Origin of the sequence: Synechococcus sp. MIT S9220, assembly GCF_014304815.1 — a bacterium.
Lineage (GTDB): Bacteria > Cyanobacteriota > Cyanobacteriia > PCC-6307 > Cyanobiaceae > Synechococcus_C.
In genome coordinates, this window is the sequence record NZ_CP047958.1 from 1,440,035 (window position 1) to 1,457,756 (window position 17,722).

28 protein-coding genes are annotated in these 17,722 nt (G+C 54.1%); 10 read left to right on the forward strand and 18 right to left on the reverse strand.

The genetic code is table 11. The features are described 5' to 3' along the window. Positions 1–93: 93 nt before the first annotated feature. The gene (locus SynMITS9220_RS07685; RefSeq protein WP_186988362.1) at positions 94–582 is read left to right on the forward strand and encodes a hypothetical protein; all 489 of its coding nucleotides are present in this window, start codon (positions 94–96) and stop codon (positions 580–582) included. 22 nt (positions 583–604) lie between these two features. Here SynMITS9220_RS07685 and SynMITS9220_RS07690 read toward each other — a convergent pair whose 3' ends face one another. From SynMITS9220_RS07690 to SynMITS9220_RS07720, 7 genes are all read right to left on the reverse strand, one after another. Further along, on the reverse strand, positions 605–886 hold the full coding sequence (locus SynMITS9220_RS07690; RefSeq protein ID WP_186988365.1) for a DUF3721 domain-containing protein: 282 nt from the start codon (positions 884–886) through the stop codon (positions 605–607). A gap of 72 nt (positions 887–958) precedes the next feature. Continuing rightward, positions 959–1,552, reverse strand: a complete 594-nt coding sequence (locus tag SynMITS9220_RS07695) for a hypothetical protein (protein WP_370594324.1) — start codon at positions 1,550–1,552, stop codon at positions 959–961. Positions 1,553–1,619: 67 nt separating this feature from the next. Then, on the reverse strand, positions 1,620–2,414 hold the full coding sequence (locus SynMITS9220_RS07700) for a metal ABC transporter permease (protein WP_067098433.1): 795 nt from the start codon (positions 2,412–2,414) through the stop codon (positions 1,620–1,622). A gap of 102 nt (positions 2,415–2,516) precedes the next feature. Continuing rightward, the gene (locus tag SynMITS9220_RS07705) at positions 2,517–3,257 is read right to left on the reverse strand and encodes a metal ABC transporter ATP-binding protein (protein WP_186992003.1); all 741 of its coding nucleotides are present in this window, start codon (positions 3,255–3,257) and stop codon (positions 2,517–2,519) included. Between the two features lie 2 nt (positions 3,258–3,259). Then, entirely contained in the window at positions 3,260–4,243 is a 984-nt protein-coding gene (locus SynMITS9220_RS07710) for a metal ABC transporter substrate-binding protein (protein WP_186988367.1), read from the reverse strand. Between the two features lie 421 nt (positions 4,244–4,664). Continuing rightward, positions 4,665–4,859 (reverse strand): hypothetical protein, encoded by a 195-nt coding sequence (locus SynMITS9220_RS07715; RefSeq protein WP_186988369.1) that lies wholly within the window; start codon positions 4,857–4,859, stop codon positions 4,665–4,667. A 37-nt stretch (positions 4,860–4,896) separates the two neighbouring features. Further along, the gene (locus SynMITS9220_RS07720; protein WP_186988371.1) at positions 4,897–5,094 is read right to left on the reverse strand and encodes a DUF2256 domain-containing protein; all 198 of its coding nucleotides are present in this window, start codon (positions 5,092–5,094) and stop codon (positions 4,897–4,899) included. Positions 5,095–5,362: 268 nt separating this feature from the next. On the opposite strand from SynMITS9220_RS07720, the gene SynMITS9220_RS07725 reads away from it, so the two are divergent. Beyond that, positions 5,363–5,626, forward strand: a complete 264-nt coding sequence (locus SynMITS9220_RS07725; protein WP_186988373.1) for a hypothetical protein — start codon at positions 5,363–5,365, stop codon at positions 5,624–5,626. Between the two features lie 209 nt (positions 5,627–5,835). Here the strand turns inward: SynMITS9220_RS07725 and SynMITS9220_RS07730 are convergent, their stop codons facing one another. Beyond that, positions 5,836–6,000: a hypothetical protein gene (locus tag SynMITS9220_RS07730; protein WP_186988375.1), complete on the reverse strand. Its 165-nt coding sequence runs from the start codon at positions 5,998–6,000 to the stop codon at positions 5,836–5,838. Positions 6,001–6,642: 642 nt separating this feature from the next. On the opposite strand from SynMITS9220_RS07730, the gene SynMITS9220_RS07735 reads away from it, so the two are divergent. Next, entirely contained in the window at positions 6,643–6,840 is a 198-nt protein-coding gene (locus SynMITS9220_RS07735) for a hypothetical protein (protein ID WP_186992005.1), read from the forward strand. Between the two features lie 118 nt (positions 6,841–6,958). Then, positions 6,959–7,114 carry a hypothetical protein gene (locus SynMITS9220_RS07740; protein WP_186988377.1) on the forward strand — a complete coding sequence of 52 codons (156 nt, stop codon included), beginning with the start codon at positions 6,959–6,961 and terminating at the stop codon, positions 7,112–7,114. A gap of 116 nt (positions 7,115–7,230) precedes the next feature. Here SynMITS9220_RS07740 and SynMITS9220_RS07745 read toward each other — a convergent pair whose 3' ends face one another. Next, a complete protein-coding gene (locus SynMITS9220_RS07745; protein WP_186988379.1) occupies positions 7,231–7,584 on the reverse strand; it encodes a hypothetical protein in 354 nt (117 codons plus the stop codon). Positions 7,585–7,597: 13 nt separating this feature from the next. After that, positions 7,598–7,798, reverse strand: coding sequence for a hypothetical protein (locus SynMITS9220_RS07750; protein WP_186988381.1), 201 nt, complete (start codon positions 7,796–7,798; stop codon positions 7,598–7,600). Between the two features lie 388 nt (positions 7,799–8,186). On the opposite strand from SynMITS9220_RS07750, the gene SynMITS9220_RS07755 reads away from it, so the two are divergent. Next, positions 8,187–8,504 carry a hypothetical protein gene (locus tag SynMITS9220_RS07755; protein WP_186988383.1) on the forward strand — a complete coding sequence of 106 codons (318 nt, stop codon included), beginning with the start codon at positions 8,187–8,189 and terminating at the stop codon, positions 8,502–8,504. A 936-nt stretch (positions 8,505–9,440) separates the two neighbouring features. Here SynMITS9220_RS07755 and SynMITS9220_RS07760 read toward each other — a convergent pair. Then, entirely contained in the window at positions 9,441–9,824 is a 384-nt protein-coding gene (locus SynMITS9220_RS07760) for a hypothetical protein (protein ID WP_136975598.1), read from the reverse strand. A gap of 889 nt (positions 9,825–10,713) precedes the next feature. Between SynMITS9220_RS07760 and SynMITS9220_RS07765 the strand changes: the two genes are divergently transcribed. Further along, positions 10,714–11,862 (forward strand): hypothetical protein, encoded by a 1,149-nt coding sequence (locus SynMITS9220_RS07765; protein ID WP_186988385.1) that lies wholly within the window; start codon positions 10,714–10,716, stop codon positions 11,860–11,862. 181 nt (positions 11,863–12,043) lie between these two features. On the opposite strand, the gene SynMITS9220_RS07770 is transcribed toward SynMITS9220_RS07765, so the two are convergent. Beyond that, positions 12,044–12,466: a hypothetical protein gene (locus SynMITS9220_RS07770; protein WP_370594326.1), complete on the reverse strand. Its 423-nt coding sequence runs from the start codon at positions 12,464–12,466 to the stop codon at positions 12,044–12,046. Between the two features lie 28 nt (positions 12,467–12,494). Between SynMITS9220_RS07770 and SynMITS9220_RS07775 the strand changes: the two genes are divergently transcribed. Genes SynMITS9220_RS07775 through SynMITS9220_RS07785 form a run of 3 tightly spaced genes read left to right on the forward strand, consistent with a single transcriptional unit; the run spans position 12,495 to position 13,553 of the window. Beyond that, positions 12,495–12,734 carry a hypothetical protein gene (locus SynMITS9220_RS07775; protein WP_186988387.1) on the forward strand — a complete coding sequence of 80 codons (240 nt, stop codon included), beginning with the start codon at positions 12,495–12,497 and terminating at the stop codon, positions 12,732–12,734. 20 nt (positions 12,735–12,754) lie between these two features. Then, the gene (locus tag SynMITS9220_RS07780) at positions 12,755–13,054 is read left to right on the forward strand and encodes a hypothetical protein (RefSeq protein ID WP_186988389.1); all 300 of its coding nucleotides are present in this window, start codon (positions 12,755–12,757) and stop codon (positions 13,052–13,054) included. After that, the gene (locus SynMITS9220_RS07785) at positions 13,044–13,553 is read left to right on the forward strand and encodes a DUF924 family protein (protein WP_186988391.1); all 510 of its coding nucleotides are present in this window, start codon (positions 13,044–13,046) and stop codon (positions 13,551–13,553) included. The genes SynMITS9220_RS07780 and SynMITS9220_RS07785 overlap by 11 nt, the downstream gene beginning before the upstream one ends. 897 nt (positions 13,554–14,450) lie before the next feature. Here the strand turns inward: SynMITS9220_RS07785 and SynMITS9220_RS07790 are convergent. Both SynMITS9220_RS07790 and SynMITS9220_RS07795 read right to left on the reverse strand, forming a co-directional pair. Further along, complete coding sequence (locus SynMITS9220_RS07790; protein ID WP_136975600.1) at positions 14,451–14,648, reverse strand: hypothetical protein; 198 nt, start codon at positions 14,646–14,648, stop codon at positions 14,451–14,453. 409 nt (positions 14,649–15,057) lie between these two features. Further along, complete coding sequence (locus SynMITS9220_RS07795) at positions 15,058–15,234, reverse strand: metallothionein (protein WP_255482983.1); 177 nt, start codon at positions 15,232–15,234, stop codon at positions 15,058–15,060. 365 nt (positions 15,235–15,599) lie between these two features. Between SynMITS9220_RS07795 and sodC the strand changes: the two genes are divergently transcribed. Continuing rightward, the gene (gene sodC, locus SynMITS9220_RS07800) at positions 15,600–16,127 is read left to right on the forward strand and encodes a superoxide dismutase family protein (RefSeq protein ID WP_186988395.1); all 528 of its coding nucleotides are present in this window, start codon (positions 15,600–15,602) and stop codon (positions 16,125–16,127) included. 15 nt (positions 16,128–16,142) lie between these two features. On the opposite strand, the gene dcd is transcribed toward sodC, so the two are convergent. The 4 genes from dcd to SynMITS9220_RS07820 form a co-directional block, all read right to left on the reverse strand. Further along, a complete protein-coding gene (gene dcd / locus SynMITS9220_RS07805) occupies positions 16,143–16,667 on the reverse strand; it encodes a dCTP deaminase (protein ID WP_186988397.1) in 525 nt (174 codons plus the stop codon). A gap of 71 nt (positions 16,668–16,738) precedes the next feature. After that, positions 16,739–17,077 (reverse strand): phenylpyruvate tautomerase MIF-related protein, encoded by a 339-nt coding sequence (locus SynMITS9220_RS07810; RefSeq protein WP_067098322.1) that lies wholly within the window; start codon positions 17,075–17,077, stop codon positions 16,739–16,741. 36 nt (positions 17,078–17,113) lie between these two features. Then, positions 17,114–17,359 (reverse strand): hypothetical protein, encoded by a 246-nt coding sequence (locus tag SynMITS9220_RS07815; RefSeq protein WP_067098324.1) that lies wholly within the window; start codon positions 17,357–17,359, stop codon positions 17,114–17,116. A gap of 70 nt (positions 17,360–17,429) precedes the next feature. Beyond that, positions 17,430–17,699: a hypothetical protein gene (locus tag SynMITS9220_RS07820; protein WP_186988399.1), complete on the reverse strand. Its 270-nt coding sequence runs from the start codon at positions 17,697–17,699 to the stop codon at positions 17,430–17,432. Positions 17,700–17,722: the final 23 nt, after the last annotated feature.

Consider the following 17,722-nt stretch of genomic DNA (forward strand, 5'->3'; position numbering starts at 1 on the left):
CATCACTCTGCTTGGCAGGTGAACCAGAAGCAGAGAACAGACATCCGCATCCATCACCACTAACGTCCGAAGAAAGACGTCGTCTTGGAATTCATGGTGCGACGCTCGCTGCAGTGGGTGCTGAGTTTGCTGATTGCAGCCGCAGTGCTCTGGGCTCCCGCAGAAGCCATGGCCTGCATTCCAGGTTTGAAGTGGGGCATGGACAGCTCCACCGTTGAACAGCGTCTGGAAGTTTCTCTGGAAACAGCCCGTTCCCTGGACGAGGATTCCTCAGCTATCTATCGAGTCAGCGACCAGCACATCGGTGAAATCCCAGTTGAGCAGTTGGATCTGCGCTTTGGCAGCCAAGGGCTTGAACAACTGGTGTACAGCTTGCCCAGCAATTCAATGACAGAAGTGCTGGCAGGGCTCAGAACCCGATATGGGTCTCCCGTGAGCACAACAATCAAACACACAGATCAGGCCCCGCAACAGGTCTGGATCTGGAATACAGAAGACGACTGCATCACGGCGGTGAGAGCCGAAGATCAGAAATTTCTGCTCAGCTACCGACCAAGCCGGCTCCGACCATCACTGCTTTGATGGCCTGAGCCGGTCAGCACAATCAGTGAGCGCCGTGGCCATGCGATGAACAAGGCATCCACTGGTTGCCCATCTTGTGAGCCCCTGTGCAATTGAAGCCTGGGGCAGCGGCTTCAGCCTCAGCTTGGGTGCTGAACATGGCTTTCTTGCCCTGGGCCGTACTGGTGGACTGACCAGACAGCAGGGTGCCGGTGTGGTCGTCGCCAGGGACATGGTGGGCCCGGGCCGATTGTGCTCCCACGAGCGTGAGTGCGGCCAGTGCGGCCAGGGAACCCCGAACGACGGATCGGTTGGAGAGGAGCATCAGGCTGGACAACGCAGATGTGTTTGTCCCATTCTCCAACATCAGCCCAGCCTTTGTGCACCCCTTTACGAACTAGCGGGCATCAAATGGTGCTGAGGAGTGATGCAGCACGATGCGAACCGAGCCATCCATTTCACGGATGAACGTCCAGGTTTTCTCAGGAGCCGCCGTCTGTCCTTCGGCATCAGTGACGATCACCTGCCCCATGGTGTTCGCAGTGTTACCAAAGAGCTGCACCACTTCGTCTTTGATCTCGCACTTGACCCAGTGGCGATAGGTGGCGAATCCCAGCTTCTTGTCGCGGAAGAGGGGGATCGAAGGGTCGGGTCCCACGAAGTAAGCCAGAGCCCCATCCCTGGTTGTGCGGAACGTATCTGGTCCTGTGGCATAGGTGGGCTTAAACGCCACAGGCCCGTAGTTGTAGGCATACGCCGTGTCGATCACGGCAGCAGCCTTGGCTTTGGCCGCGTCATAACCACCGTTCTGATAAGCGGCACTGATAGCCAACAAAGCATCGCACCAACCTTGTTGGATTTGATTGACTTCAGCTTCAGTAATTGCAGTATTGAACACCTGAACCACAGGCTTGGCCTGAACCTGCGCACAAATAAGGGATGAGACCGCAACAGCGGCAGCGGCAACTGATGAACGTCGCAACAAAGTCATGGAAAGTGTCGTCACTAAGCGCTACTTAGCTAAAGCGCGTTGATGCGTAAACAATCGGGGCCGAGCCTCAGGAGGACGGTCTGCAGAGGATTCCGTGACGCGGCGCCAACAGGAATGCCAGCAGGAAAAGACCGGTCTGAACCAGAACGATGCAGCCAGCCGTGGAGCTGTCGGTCCAGTAGCTGAGATAAACGCCCAGAAGACTGGACAGCACACTGCTGCCGATCGCCAGCCAGGTCATGCGATCAAAGCGATCAGTCAGCAGATAAGCCGTCGCACCCGGTGTCACCAACATGGCCACCACAAGGATGATGCCAACGGTTTGCAGGCCGGCGACCGCCGCAAGCGACAACACCGACAGCAGCAGGTAATGGAGGAAACCGGTGTTGATCCCGATCGAGCGGGCATGGGTGGGATCGAAGCAAAACAGCAGCAAATCACGTCGGAACAGCAGCAGCAGCGCAACAACGACGAGGCAGATCATCCAGGTCTGCTGGATATCAGCCGCGGAAATCCCCAGCACGTTGCCGAACAGAATCTGAGTGAGATCGATATTGCTGCGCGTCTTGGAGACCAGCACCAAACCAAGAGCGAAGAAGCCTGTGAAAACAAGGCCGATCACCGTGTCTTCCTTGATGCGCGACTTCTGCTTCACGAAACCGATGGTGGCCACCGATCCCACACCGAACACAAAGGCTCCCAAGGAAAAAGGCAATCCCAGGGCGTAGGCCAACACCACACCGGGAAGAACGGCATGGGATACGGCATCGCCCATCAGGGCCCATCCCTTCAGCGTCATGTAGCAGGAGAGCAGACCGCAGACTCCGCCAACAAGTGCACTGATCATCAGCGCTCGCACCATGAAGTCATGACGCAGAGGCTCTAGCAGGACGTCAGGCAATGTTGTGCCCCCTCTGATCCCTGCGCTGTTTCAGCAAACAGGCCATTCGGCAGACAGTGAAGATCACTGGGTCTGCCCCCGCAGCACATCAGGTGGAAGACCACCAAAGGCCTGCGAGAGATTTTCCGGAGTGAAGACCTCCGATGTTTCTCCGTAGGCCAGCACGGTCTTATTGATCAGCACCACCACATCACAGAAATCACGCACATGACTGAGGTCATGGGTCGAGATCAGGATCGAACAGGACTGCTTACGCAATTGCAGAAACAATTCCGCCATCAGCTTTTCAGTGCGTACATCAACGCCACTGAAGGGCTCATCGAGCAGCAGCACAGAAGCTCTCTGGGCAATCGCCCTGGCCAGAAAAGCTCGCTTGCGCTGACCACCGGACAACGAAGAAAGGGGGCGATCTCTCAAATCCAGCAGTTCCACCCGCTCGAGCGCATTACGGACCGCCAGGCGATCGGACTGGCGAGGAATGCGCAACAGATTCATCGAGCCATAGCGGCCCATCATCACCACATCCCAGACAGACACAGGAAAATCGCAATCGATACCCTCGCTCTGGGGGACATAGGCCACAGCTTGCTCCCGCTGAGCTTCAGCCACCTTGAGTCCGTTAATGCGGATCTGTCCCCGGGACGGACGAACAAAGCCGGTGAGTGCCTTGAACAGGGTGGTTTTGCCAGCTCCGTTCATCCCCACCATTCCGCAGATGCAGCCGGCAGGCAGCGTCAGCGACGCGTCGTAAAGCGCAACAGAGCCGTTGTAATCAACGCAGAGCTGATCGGCTGCGATCCGAATCTTCATGGCTTTGGATCGGCGGCGGAACCCAGCCCTGCTCGAATGAGTTTCACATTGTGGCGCTGCAGATCAAGCAGGGTGGCGGCAGGACCGTTGCGATCCGACAAGGAATCAACATAAAAACTGCCGCCGAAACGACTGCCAGATGCCCTGGCAACCTCGCGCTGGGCCTTGTCACTGACAGTGGTTTCACAGAACACAGCAGGGACCTGATCTCGCTTCACCCGTTCAATCAACCGGCCCATCCGACGTGGTGAGATCTGACTTTCGGCGTTGACGGGCCAGAGATAGGCCTCTTCAAGGTCGTAATCGCGCGCCAGATAACTGAAAGCGCCTTCACAGGTCACGAGCAGGCGCTGACCAGCAGGCAGAACCTTCAAGCTCTTGCGCAGCTCCGCATCCAGTTCCTGAAGACGACCTTTGTATGCCTCTGCATTGGCCTCGTATTGCTGCGCACCCTCGGGATCAAGCGTCGAAAAAGCCTCCACCAAGCGGTCGACGTAATGCTGGGCAGCTTTGGGAGACATCCAGGCATGCGGATTGGGGCGACCGGAGTAGGCGTCCTCTCCGATCAAGAGCGGTTCAATGCCATCAGTGAGCGTCACCGAGGGCACATCACCGGCCGCTTCCGTGAAACGCCTGGCCCAGAGTTCAAGACCGAGTCCGTTTTCAAGAATCAGATCGGCACCGGCAGCGCGCTCGATATCGCTGGGCGTGAATTCATAACCATGAATCTCCGCCCCGGGCTTGGTGATGGACTCCACCTGCAGCCTGTCGCCAGCAACATTGCGGGCCATGTCAGCGAGGATCGTGAAGGTCGTCAGCACCTTGGGGCGACTGCTCTGAGCCGAACGATCTGAGCCACGACTCTGCTGAGAAGGATCCCCCGCACTGGGAGCCCCCAGCCGAGTCGAGTTATTACAGGCAGCCGTGATGAAAAAGAGACTGATCCAGGCACTGACAAGAGACAGGCCCCGCTTCAACATATCGAGCTCACCAATGCGTGACTTTTCTATATCTATCTTAAGGGATGACATCATCATTTGATCCTGCCTTTTCCTGAGATCGAGCTGAGATATTCCAATCAAACAAAGAGATACAGCCCGGGCAATGATGTCCGAGCCAGCATGCAATCAGTCATCAAACTCGTGAGCATGCTTGTGTATAGCTTCCACGATCAGTTCGTGCATCGTCGACTTCACTCCAATGGCACTACGATGCAAACAAGACGTTAAATCGCGCAATACGCTATCAACATCACCGGCAAAATGAGAACATTGATAAACTCAAATATGAATTCTATGAATACATCTTGGCGAAAATGAGCCGTCTGAATGAATGCTTCAAACAACATGATGACTCAGATCAATCGTTCCAGCCGCATTCACGTGATCTACTCGCACCGATTCAAAACGACTCGATGAACTCACGCCACATGTAGTGGCCGACAACGCCGGGCGAAGACACACTGCGACAGAGAGGCCAACGCACCAGCCCATCCGCTCGCTCGACGGCACTAGATCTGGGGCTTGCGTAAAGACGCACACCAGACCTATTGGTAGAAGGGTGAATGGGAGGCGGCATCAGCCGCCGCGACCCCATTACAGGGCCGGGTGTTGGGGACTTTCAATCACCGGCTTCAGACTCCCCGATCAGTGATCGGGGATTTTTTTTGGCGCCTGCAGCGCTCGGAGCAATAGCGCACCTGATCCCAGACGTCCTTCCATTTCTTACGCCACTGAAAAGGCCTGCCACAAACCGGACAGGTTTTCACGGGGCGATCGCGAGGGCGAACCCCAGAGACAACACTCGATCGCTCTGTTCGCTGCCTACCCATCAGCGCTATCGAGCACGAAAAGACCCAAATCCAACTCAAAAGTTAGGGCAACCGGCAAGCAATTCGAGACGCTGATCCAACCTGATCAGATGACGCCCCGCCACGCAGACAGGATCGACGCCAACACCATCACGCAAAATTGACCAGGCTCCAACCAATCGAAGGTTAATTCTTTAGCAAAAATAAATACTTATTTGAGATTCAAGAAGCTGCTGAACTGGCTCCAGTCATTGGTCATAGTTTGAACACATTCGGTTTCTGGCGTGGCATGGCTCTGCATCATTCGGCACCGTCCTGCTTCATGCACTGGAGCGTTCAGCGCGTGACCAACAACCTGTTTTCGGTGTCAGCAACCAGCGATGGCCTCGATTACACCCATGTGGGCAATTACCGGTCCGTGGAAGATGCCAACCGGGCTGGTCGACGCTTCGTCTTAGCCAGAGCACATGAACATGGCCACAACAACCCTGAGAGATCGGGAGTCACACTCCATCAACATCAACAACGAACAAGCAACGCACTGGCTGGCTAAGTCAAAGCTGATGAGCCCAACGTTCATGTTCAGCGTGAAGAGCTTGAGGTATTGCGTCTGGCGCTAAAAGCCTCTCTAGGAGGTCAGCATCAGTTCAACATTAATATGCAATTCAGATTGGTCTTGACATTGATTGCTCGCGAATCGGAATCATTGAGGCAGTTGTCGATCATTGATGAACGCACAATCTGCAACTCAAGTCAGTGTTGTCAGCTGATTTCTGGAGGTCGTTCAGGGATGGATAGGTCTCGCTCCTGCATCACCCGTTGTTGAAGCTCACTAAAGCGCTCATCCCGATCCAGTACAGAGAACCAGCGGCGCTTTCCACCCACAACAATGAAATCTTTGGACTTCGCGGTCTCTTCATTTGCCATGGACTTGGCTCCTTTGCTGACTGAGGCGGGCTCATCGCCATAAGTTGTCAAGAACCTAACGAAGCCATGATTGTGATGAAGACCGAGTCAGCTCTTTTTCAGCGGAGCTTAAGGTTTTAGTAAGACTTGAGACATAACAGGTCATGATTCACCCGAAAGTGTGATCAAACAGACCAATCAATGAGGTTCATCATGAGCCATTGAACTGGATCGACATCTGCTTAACGACGCTGATTCGTGCCAACAATTGACGAGTCATGCATGGAGCAATGGATGTGACTAGTCAGCTCGAAATCCGCTTTCCTTGATGACTGCCAACAACCCCATGTTTGTTCTCCACTGAGGGCTGTGCTCAAATCAGCGACCGACATGCCCGAGCCCATGAACTCCAGAACGATGACTCTGTGCTTGAGATGAAAAGAATGTGGATGACTCTTGCTGAATCGGTCTGGTGATCCTGCTGGTCTTGCTGGTCATCCTCGTGGTGGTGTTTTTGGGCTTTGGCAGAGCCTGACGCCACACTTGCGGCAGACCAGGCTAGTAAGCGAGGGATCACTGAAAAACTTGGGGAACCGTGTGATCTGCAACAAAACGTTTGAATGATCCCGATACCTTGCAGCCATCCCCGCACTGGTGATCGACATGAACGGCAGCATCCAACTCACCACCGAGCAGCAATTTCAGATCGAACAGTTCAATCGTGCTCTCGACACAACCCAGGACCCGGAACAGCTTCGTCACTTAGCCAGACAACTCATGCAGGCCTGGCAGACCCAGAAAGCGGCAACCTGCTGGGTGCTCAAACAGGACATCCCTCCACTCATGGCGCCGAATGGATGATGCCGCCAGTCTTGGCCTCCATTGCCTAAAAATCACCTGTCTTCAGTGTCCAATGAACCTCCTGAGCCCCACAACTGGCTGACCAGCACGATTAAGGTTTTCTCAGATCGGTTCACCCATGGTTGAGCTTTACCTGAACGCAAAGCTGCATAACTGCATCACCGAGGATGCTTACCGATCGGTGCTCACTCTGAAGGATCTCGACGACCAGGATCTCAAGCTGCGCAGCGACCTGCTCAAGCAGGTTGACAATGGATCGATCAGGCTGACCTGACGACTCCAAAAACTTTGTTTGAGCCCAACGACCCACGCTTCTGGAGGTTTCTCCTGGGCATTTTCGCACTGCTCTTGGGATGTTCTTTGGCCTGGTTGATCCTCTATCTCTAACGATCAGCTGATCAGCATCCAAAGCAACGACACAACGGCGATACTGACGCCCGCAGCCAACAGAGCCAGCAACAACACACTCCCCCCGGCGAACCAAAGCAGCCGACGGAATGTCTGGGGGAATAGCAGATAAAGGCTCAGCCCCAGAGCAACAGGCCAAAGGGGCGGAATTAGCACACAGACGGCAGTGAAAAGGCCAAGCTTCAGACGTCTTTGCGACTCCTTCGCCTGCTCCTGTCGGATCAAAAGCTGCTCATGCTCAAGCTGTTCAAGTTCGTCGTCACTCAGCCAGCGCCCCATTTCGCGAGCGTGGTTCAGCTCCCGCTCCAACTGCTGAGATGACATCGAATTGGCCATCCCCTGATGCTATTCAGCGATGGTGACGTGTGTCGCTCTTAAGCCAGGACCGTTCAAGTGAGGCGCGCACCTGATCAGGGTCGAGCGATTCCAACCGCTGCTGAGCCTTCAGTTTGGAACGAAACGGACCTGTGAGCCGCCAAAAGCGCAGTGCAGAAGCAACAGCCACAACAGCCCAAGCAACCAGGATCCAGCGGGGATCATGCAAGTTCATCGACCTCCATTGGCATGACAGAAAGCGGTTGTTTCAACTGGGAGTGTGACCAACCTTTGGCCAAGCGGTGACCCGATGGCTACAGGTGCCCGAGAGACCTGAGATCCCTGCATCAAAATAGATGGATCAGACTGGCTCACGGACAGGCTTCAAAGACTCAAAAGACATAGATCGTTCTAGGGAAGAAGGCATCACGCCTGCGGAAACTGGACACAACAGTCACTCACTGCAGCAATACAACACGACGCAACGTCAGACGAAACAAAAAAGAGCGACAAGGGAATAAGACTTGCCAAGAGGTCAGAAGACACAAGTCAAAGGCATCACATTCAAGAATTTCCAAAGAACTAGGCTTGATCTGCAGGACGCACACGCTCAGCTCTACGCAATGAAAACTCTTCCAATTTTTCTAGCGTTCGTAGTGAGCAGCTTGACGGCATGCGACAACAACTATCAGTCAGTGCTACAAGCAGAGAAAGCATGCGAAAACTGGGCTCGCCAAGGCATTGCATTCACCCTTGAGCCAAGCGGATACCTCGAGAGTATCGAATATAAGGGTGCAACAACCAATCGATTCTGTGAGAAGAAAGAGATCCAATACATCGGCTACGTGTTTGATCTACCAGACGCTGACAAACCTGTTTTCGCCGATGAGTTAATGAAACTTCGAGGCAACGCTAAACCCATTCAAAAATTCAGATGGTAAATAAATCAACAGATCTCAAGCTAATGCCCATTCATTGAGCAGACTAAAGATAGCAACCTTCTAATCATGACGTATGAGCAAGAGATCATCATTAAATGCGCGATCAAGGGAACTCTCGGAGGCCTTGACAAAAAGATGACAGCCGAGGAGCTCGATGAATTATTGAATGGCTCACAAGACTGGAGAAAGCACTTGGTGATTGAGGAGATCACAGAAGTTGCAACCATCCATGCGGGGCGGAGACGCCCAGAAATCGAATAGCACCGAGTTATTCAGCATTGAATCCATCAAGGAGTGCTGATATTGCTACCAAGCGCATCAGTGGGGAGCCTGGTCATCTCGATAGATCTTGATTGAAGGACGCCATGGCATCACGACTGGCGCAGCTGTATTTGAAAATTGGTTAAGGAGTCTGGCAATCAAACACAGGTTCGCAACGATTAGCTAATAAGAAGTGTTTCTATGCCAAGCAAGCATCAAAACAGTGACGACGATTACATTGTGATCGGTGGCAAGCGGCGTTGGTTCGGCACACCGATGTCGCCAGAGGATTCACCAACCAAACAAGACGCTTATTCTGAACAGACGTCATCAACAAAGAAGAGCACTTTCGCCTGACAGGTCGCTGGTCTGAGTCAATGATGCCCGAGCCTTTTCAAGGCCTCATCTGTGGTCAATCCGTTGGAGGCTCGATGGAAACGTATTGGATTCGCCATGGCCATATGTTCTGTTCGCCTTGCTGGAGCGGAGTTCCACCCCTGGACGAACAACTGCCAGAGCAAAGACTTGCAACCCAACATCGTTTACTGATGCTGATCAAACACCGGCGTTTCCACATTTAAATAAGTCACACATTGTTTCAGCAATTGAATTGATGCGCCGATGTCATGGATGCCCATGACTTAACCCGTTGGCCCTAAGCACGATGATCAATTCTTAGGCATTCCACGAATCTGACTCGTCGTCATCGGGTGGCCCAACCAAGAGCACATCACAATCGCGCTGATTCACTTGAATAACCAGAATTCGTCTCGGGGATTCGTCATAGCCTTTCTTTGCGGTTGCAACAGCCTCAACAACATCATCCATCGTCGTAATGGCTCCTCTCTGCAAGTCTGATTGAGCCTCCTTCCACAACTGAGCGAATTCCTCTCCGGAGTTCATCAGCATTTTGTGCATGGCTTTCTCTGCTCCCCGTTCTTTTGCGAGAGCAATGAACTGTTTCACCAGTGGACTCGACATCGCAGACGAAACTCTGAGATGAGTCGAGAGCCCTGAAAGAGTCGTCTGCATGACTTCGTTCTGCTGATCGATCACCACGCACTCGGCACTGAGATCAAACGCAGTCCTGTTGCTCAGTCGCAGCCAATGCGGCTCGATGTCACTCCAATTGCGCTTCATCGCATGATTCTGGCTGATGTGACAAGGGCAATCCCTGGGGACATTGCTCGAGCCGGGATTGAGAAATAGGCATTAAGCCTTAATCGTCGAAAAGAAAAAAGCGTCCATAGTCAGGAACCGCAAGGAGCCCCATGAAAGAACTGCACCTGTCGCTCCCCCTGTTCGGATGCACGGTTGCTCTAGCCGTCATGGTGATGACCTTCGTGGTGAAAGCAACTGCCTAAAGAGGGCTATGTCGTTGGACGGTTCTGTCAGTCGACCCGTCAGTGGGCCAGTCAGTCGTCCACGCTGAAAAGTGAAAAAGGGGCATCCCACTGCCCCTCCTTGCTGTTAGCGGGATCCCGCCCAAGGAAGCACGCTGAGGCAAGAGTAAAGATTTATACAAGAATTCGTGACTTGGGGCACAGTCGCCAAGACCAGATGGCCAGGATTCAGCATCTGCAGGCCACCTCGAGGCAAGCCCACGGCATGACGAAGCGCCGTGACCTGTGCCGTTCAACGGACTGGCCGAACGGTAACTGGCACAGTGCTACTGAAGTGGCTAGATTGATTTTGTGAGGAGAAAAGCTCACGGGGTGGAAACAAGGACACACTCCCTCAGAGTTTTCAGAACCCCTGCCTTCGGCGGGGGTTTCTTTTTGATTGATCGTCAAGACCGCGGCACGCAGATCGTCGAGTTACTGCCCATCGATCTGAGTGAGACGAACTTCCCATTCGCCCCGTGAATCACTCATGACGGTAGGTCCTCAGACAGCAAACCCACGGTCTTTGAAAGCTGATCGAAACGATTAAGGTGCCAGCCCTCGGGATGGAGATCTTGACCGACCAGCTGAATAATCGGGTGGTCGTGATCTGCCGTTCAGACGAAAGCTCGTGGCGACCGAATGGGATCAAGGGAGCACCGATCGAGTCGTATTCGATCGGCATTGATCCAATCACGAGGAAGATTCGCAGCGATCGCCGACCGGAGAGCTGCCTGCAAAGCTTCAGCCACAGCGCCAACGGCACGCTGATCGAATTGTCCAGCGAGGGGACAGGGGTGATTGCCATTGACACCCTTGAACTGCCGCGCAGCACTTTGGCGGTGGTACGTCTGATTTCCAATCGCCAAGGCCATGATATCCACCTGGTTGAAGGCGTGAAAGCTGAGGATTTATCGGCTTACAACTGGAGCCTGGAGGGCAAAGAGAGATTTCAGCTGTTCAGGGATCCAGCTCCACCCGCGGGCTGGGTGGGAGACCTCAATGACTGGCGCAGCAGCGATCTCTATCGATCCCATCAGCAGAATTTCGATCATCGGCTAGACCAAGAATTCGCTTCAGCGGTGCACGCCCTCTCCATTCACATCACTGCCGATGATCAGAAAGTTTTTGATGACTTCATCACCCATGCCTGCGCTGAGAACACCGGCTTGTTCTGGGACATTCGCAAAGCTGCGGCCACTTATGCACTGCAGGGAAGCTTCAGCCAGAACGACCTAAACCGAATGGTTTATCTGGCACAAGAGGGGATCGCTCCTGCTGAGCGGTGCCTTGAGTGCACAGCTCAGCAGTTCCTCAAAGCCCTCTTCGATCACTGCAAGCAGAGCTCAGAAACCCTGAGCGATGAGCAGATCTGGGATGCTCAAACCCGGTGCGACCTGCTGAAGCTCGATCAGCTCATGCCCATCGTGCAAACCAAGTCGAGATACAAACCGTTCCTGTACCAGTGGCTGTGGCGACTCGACGGCAAGCCCGATCCAAGCCTGATCGAAAACCCCGACCTCTATGAGATCTACCGCGAGGAATTGATCGCCGATCGTGGCAAGATCATGGCCGCCTTTGGAGTTGATGGTGCTCTGGAGGTCGACTATCGCGACCAAGTGATCAACTCCATGCTTCGAGATGACGGCTGGACCCTGGTGGAGACTGACCGGTTCGAAGAGGAGGAACAACGACGACGAGCGGGCGAGTTGTAGCTCATCAACGGCATCACCCCTAACTTGGGTCTCCATTGGTTCTGCTCAGCAGACAAGCTCACCTTGAAACGCATTGACGGTCGAGTGCTGATTGGTGTGATCGGAGTGTTTCTCTTGGCGGCTGCGGCCTATGAGTACTCACTCGTACAGGGGTTAGCACCTGCGGCCTGACTCAACGGGTTCATTCTTCAGGGCTACAGGCATAACTCACGATCCCCCCCTTGCGTTGGCGGAAATCAGGCTGCTCAGGATCCTCGACTTGCCACCACCAGCGACCATCGGTGTAACTGGGAGCCCCAGCATTATTGGTACGAGGTAATTGCAGGGTGACGCCCCGCCAACTGAGCAGGATTACATCCCCAGGAACGGTGCCGTCAGTACTGTTGGGGATCGGCTCAGCCGTAGCACCGAAAGCGTCACGACCCAGCTGAATGGGTTCCGCGGTGAGGCGGTCACCATCACAAATCCAGGCCGCTGACACCGGCAGCTCCGCTGTGAGGATCATGGTCAACACGAGCAGGAGCTGGAACAATCGCCGGCACAGAAGCTCGAGCCATCGCACAGGTTGATCCACAGCAGCGCCTTGGAAACGACAGAGTGACACGGTCGCACCCTCGTGCAGGTCCAGTTCAATGCTCCTTCCCTTCGTTCCGTTCTGTCCAATCAGCGCCGCGAAGATTGCCGGTCTCAAGGCCACAGTGACACTGTTGCTAATTCTGTTGATCAAATCCAAGCTGCTGCGAGTCAAGATGTCATTGCTCGGCTCTGTGCTCGGCTTGATCATGCTCACGGGATTTTTGTTGAGCACCGGTCTGCTCACCCTGGTGGCAGGTGGAGCCGTGGCCTATGCGGCTAATCAAAACAAGCCATGAGTTCACAGTCACCAGAAGTCATGACCTTCCCCAACCGTGACCAGGTTCTCGCCGCATCGGCTGGCTGGGTGGCCGTGCTGCTGAATGTGTTGCCGGGCCTCGGTGCTGGCTATCTCTATCAGCGTCGCTGGAAGGCCTACTGGATCACATCCGCTCTTGCGACGATCTGGTTTGCTGCCGGTGCTGCACTGGCACAGGGGGCCGCAGCTGATGCGGAACAGCAGAATCAGCTGGTGGGTCTGCAGGGTCTTCTGTTGCTGGCTGGCATCACCGCAGCGGAAGCAGGTCTTGCCGTGAAACGGGTCCGCAATGCCGGCTGAGGGACTCCCTCTCGCAGAAGACATCCTTCGCTTCTGGTTTGAAGACTGCAGGCCCTGGCAATGGTTTCGGCGTGACAGCGAATTTGATCGTTCTGTGAGTGAACGATTCGGGGTGCTGGCGGAAGCCGCTCAGGACCAAAAGTTGATCGACTGGGAGGTCAACCAGACGTCGTGTTTAGCGCTCGTGTTGTTACTCGACCAGTTCTCTCGACAGATCTGGCGGGACCAAGCCCGTGCCTTTCAGGGAGATCTCCGTGCACAGCGTTTGAGTCATCTGGCACTGGATCAACGTTGGTTGGAGCATGAGCCTCAGAGACCACGTCGACAGTTCTGGTTAATGCCCCTGTTGCACGCCGAATGCCTCGAGACGGTGAACAAGGCCATCCCTCTTCTGGAGAGATGGGTTGATATCGCAACGGCCGATGTGGCCCGGCGAAACCGCGACATATTGATCAAGCATGGGCGTTATCCCTGGCGAGATGGAGCGTTGGGCCGGTGATCCATGCCGAACCAGGATTGTGTTGTGAGCTCTGTGAATGTCTCGGTTCTGTGCACTACCGGGTGCGCAGCGAAGCAACCAGAGAGTGGACTCTTGTGTGTGCAAAGTGCTGGACAAGAATTGCCACCCAATCGGGCTACAGATACGGAGGAACGCGCAAGGCGAATCGCCGAAAAAGAAAGCGATGAAGCTTCGCTTCAGCACGATTCTTTCGATCTACACCAAGCTCGACTTGCATCCCATCAAGCAACTGGCATCATCAGCACAGTTCGAGATGGATCTGAGGTTGGAGCAATCCAACCTCTTTTTTTGTGATTGCACGATCTCGTCGACGCCAATACAAAACCACAGCGTTGGTCGTGGTTGAAATTGGAATGTCGGATAATCTCCATCACCCGGCCCAATACAACAAAGCTAGAGATCATCACCTCGGAGTAGGCGTTCTTGTATCCGTTGTCACGAACTTGAGATTCAAGCTCCATTTCGAGACAAGCAGGCAATCGCGATGAGGTCTTTTGATTGGACGTCATGGTGACGACGGAACTTGCTGTGCAAATACAACCAGGTGTGTTTTCCAGGCACCGAACCACACAGCTGTGGCTATACCTCTTGTAGTTGGCTCTCCTCACCGAGATTCCCAACTCCTCACACCCACTGAAGACCCTATGGGTCTTTTTTTTTGCCTTGGGTCAGCTTTCTGATTGGCGACCCACAGAGGGATCACTGCAGTCGTCATAGTCAAAGTCCGATTTGCGTCGAGCTTTCGGGCGTTTGCCAATCCAGTGGATAGGGATACCCACTGGGTTGGACAGCGTTAAGCAGCAAACATCACTGAACCTTGCCGTCTCAACCACAGAGCCGTGCTGAGGTTGGCGTTGGAGCACCAGACCACTCCATTCAGCCGCCATGACAAGCACTCATGCGCTCAATCGACCAGGCGGCAGATTCTGAACTGGGCCTGCCAAAGCAACTGAGCTGAGCCAGGGAGGCCACACCAACCGGAATCAGAGTGATCGCAATCACAATCAACGCCACTCCCGTTCCCGGCGAGTGAATGTTGGCTTGAAAAAACGGCTTGTTACCCATAAGAGCCATTCAAGCAAGGGCAGCGCCCGAGTGGATTGGGTCAGGCCTTGCAAGCACCAATGGACTTTGACCCAATCAAAAAGGCCCCTTACAAGAAGGGGCGTGGTTTGCTTCAAGGCTTCAAGAAAAGACCACCTTTTTAGGCTCGGGAAGGTCCCTGCCTTTGCCCTTGAAGAGTCAGCTCACTTCGCAGGAGCTTTTGTGTCACCAGGCTGATTCTTGTGATGTTCAGCGTTGGGGTTGTTGCAGCACATCGGCTTAATCGCGACTTCAATCGTCCTAACAGCCGAATGATCTTGATCAGCTGAAAAATGGCTGAAAGTTACACAACAGCATCAAAAAAACGATAGTGGTTGTCACTCTCACTCCTGACGGAAGGCCCCAGGCTCAGCGCGGCAATCAAGTGCAGACTGGTGAACTATCCGCCACAACGACAACCACAAGCGCCTGCGCCATCATGACAAGGCTCATCGTTGGGGTGCCCATTGGCGCAAGCATCAGAACAAAAACTTTGGCCGTTTCTTTGAACAGCAGACGAACCGCCAGCATCGCAGTTGCAGTCTGGGCATGCACATTTCAAGACTGTTGCCATCATTGAACATTCACTTCTGAGATAGGTCTAACAGCAAATGGAGGTTCGACGAACTGAGAATAAATGAAAGTCACACAATTGCACGAGAAAACGAGAATGATTATCGCTTAATCCTTCAATCTTGAAAACGATTATCACGCTGGTGTGAACTGGATGTGTTGTGAACCATAGAACTCGAAAATGGGTTGGGGTTGCTCCCAGTCAGGGTGAGGTAAGGAGTCATGGCTGCCTCCTGAAAGACCAACAGTTGAGGCACACAAAGAACCACCCTTTCGCAAGGCACCGAAGTTGAATGGTGTTGAGACAATCAGCCGTCGATCACAGCAACCAAGTCACAACAGCAGAATGGTTCCAGATGAATGTCATTGATGCGTCTGCTTGCTTCGCTGTTGGCTCTCTGCATCGCCCTGCTGATGCCGGGCAAGGTTCAGGCAAGTTCTTTGGAGATTGACATCCTCAGCATCTCCAACGACGGAATCGGCGAATCGATTGGCACCGTTCTGGCCAGAGACAGTCAGAACGGACTTGTGATCACACCATCCCTCACCAGTCTGAGCGAAGGCGAGCATGGTTTTCATCTGCATGCCGGCACGTCCTGCCAGGCGGCTTTCAATGATGAGAACGTGAGCATCGCAGGGCTGGCAGCCAAAGGGCACTGGGATCCCGACAACACCAAGACGCACAGCGGTCCGTTCAGCGACGGACATCGTGGTGATCTCAGTCGCCTGATTGTCAATGCCGATGGCAGCACCACCACCGAAGTTGTGGCTCCGCGGCTGAACACTGCTGATCTGCGAGGGAGGGCTCTGATCGTTCATGCCGGAGGAGACACCTACAGCGACGTTCCCCCACTCGGCGGTGGAGGTGCGCGCATCGCTTGCGGTATCGCAGGATGAGCAGCAGACGCTGATTCAGAAACTGCTCTGGTTCTGACCCGCGAAACGACCTTGATAGTTCTCTTCGCCATCAAGACTTTGGAAGATGAACTGACAGATGGCTGTACCAGGATGAACGGCAAGAGGAGCAGGTCCGAAATTGCTCATCTCCAGCACCTGTTGACTGTCGATTCCAGGTCCCATGAAGGGTGCACTGATATGCACCATCAGACCCAGGCGAGCAAATCGGCTACGCCCCTCAAGCCATCCACAAAGGCCAGGGCCAAGCCTCAAACGCTCTTCGGTGATCCCGAGGATGGTTTCACCCGGCATGATCAGGATGTGGCCTCCTCGTGCGATGTCGACCTTGTCGGTGAACGATCGGTAGTCGGTGTGTTCATTCACATCGACAATTTCGTGAACTTTGCGAAAGACGCGAAAACTGCAAGCCAGCGTGAGATCGACTGAGGCAGGACCGACATGCTCCGGAATGAACGGAGTGATGGTGATGGCGCCACTGTCGATCGCCCGCAGAATCGCCTGACGCCCGAGAACGGCCATAAAAAGGATGTCTGGCCATTCAGGTTATGGACAAGTGGACTCTGCGGCCAGTGCGAAAGACAGACAATGCGTCAGCCGAACGTCCTTCCGTTCCAACCGAAGAAACTCGCAGGAACATCATCGAAGCTGATGTAGATCCTGTCGGCAGGAATCCCCGTTCGAGCCGTGATCAGCTCACAGAATGCCTCTGTCATCGCAGATGGGTGCAGGGCCCCGATGGACTTGACCTCAACGAATGCGGCAGGAGCGGATGTACCGGCGAAGGTCATCGGCACATCGGTCTCGAGGAGTGTCATCACGTAGGCCTCTGGCTTGCCGGTCTGCTCGGCCAACATGGCTGAAAGCTCAAGCAGAAGCTCGTCTCGACGATCGACAGAAGCAAGCGAGGTGCGCAGAGTGATCAGAGGCATGGTGAGCGTCACAAATGGCCAATAGTCTGAATCTTTTCAACGCTGCTGAGATTCTCGAAAGGCCTGAAGTTTGTCGATGTCTTTTTCCTGATCGATCGAATAGTCAGTGAGGATCAGCGCCTTACCAATCGTGCCAAGGGCGTATTCAATCCGATCGAGATCTGCACGTCCCTGCTGATCAGCCCGGGCAGTGCGAATCACTGATGGAGTGAGCTGGTCGGCCAACTGTTCGATTGCATCAGCAATAGCGCTGGCCTGGGTGAGGAGGTCACTGGAGCCCACGAAACAAAAGAATGCGGTTCTGCACTGATCATGCCAACAGCTAGCGACAAAAAAATATTGCTCTCGTGATTCAACGACTGTTCCAGCGATTCCAAACACGTCGATGCCAAGGCGTGACATCTTGGGGTGGAACGCTGTCACCCCGTTGCGTTCGCTCGATCTGATCGATTTCCTGACGGAGCTGCTTGAGCACAGGAATCAACAGAACTGCTGCAATCAGTCCCACAACGAGCAGAACCGGCAAAAGCGTCACCATCCAGACCGTGACGATGACCAGAACAGCAAAGCTGATCAACTGTTGAAGCCAAGGGGGGCGACTGCGCCCAGGCAGTTGCTTCATGCGCTGCGGAGCGGCGTGGTTAA